Annotated in this window: 1 protein-coding gene and 1 pseudogene; both read right to left on the bottom strand. The window is 76.0% G+C overall.

The features are described 5' to 3' along the window. Positions 1–232: pseudogene (locus IF54_RS0138845) on the bottom strand (2Fe-2S ferredoxin); the annotation flags it as partial. Next, a partial coding sequence (locus IF54_RS0138840) for a squalene/phytoene synthase family protein (RefSeq protein ID WP_030327449.1) occupies positions 229–626 on the bottom strand: 398 nt, incomplete at its 5' end. The gene IF54_RS0138840 and the pseudogene IF54_RS0138845, both read right to left, overlap by 4 nt.

Below are 626 nucleotides of genomic sequence, written 5' to 3'. Positions count from 1 at the left end.
CCACTTCCTGCCCGGCCACCGTGGCCGCGAGCGGCCGGTCGCGGCGTACGTCCCGACTGGCGCCGACGACGTACCAGTTGCCGGACGGCTGGGCCTGGGCCCGCTTGAGGGCCTCGGCGATGAGGCCGGGCCGGGCCTGGCGCCAGGTCGGTTGCTGCTTCTCCCAGCGCACCGGGCGGCGCCGCAGGGAGAGGGGGTAGCGGGGGCCGTCGGCCCGTCGTCGGGGGTTCATGCGATCTTCCGTTCGGACTGGGACGAGGAGGCGGGGGCCGTCGGCTCACTGCGTACAGGCGACCGCGGAAGCTCGGTCCCGCGGTGCCGGAGTCGCGCAGCGCCCACCCGGATGAGGCCGTCGAGCGCCACGGCGGCACGCCGGCGTCCGGGGACCACGGCACGGCGGTGCAGCGAGCGGTAGCCGTCCGCGGCGACCGCGTCCAGGATGCCGCCGTACAGGACGAAGGCGGTGCGGATGCACGGGCGTGCGACCGGGTCCAGCATGGCCAGTCCCGGGGCCGCCTCCTGGTAGACGCCGCGGTTGAGCCGCTCGAACTCCCGCAGGGCGGCCGTGATCCGGGGATCGGGGCGCCCCGTCTCCCGGCTCCAGTGCAGCAGCTCGCGGTCCACAC

This window comes from Streptomyces sp. NRRL B-3229 (assembly GCF_000719505.1).
Classification (GTDB): domain Bacteria; phylum Actinomycetota; class Actinomycetes; order Streptomycetales; family Streptomycetaceae; genus Streptomyces; species Streptomyces griseorubiginosus.
This window is presented reverse-complemented; position numbering and strand designations above follow the sequence as displayed.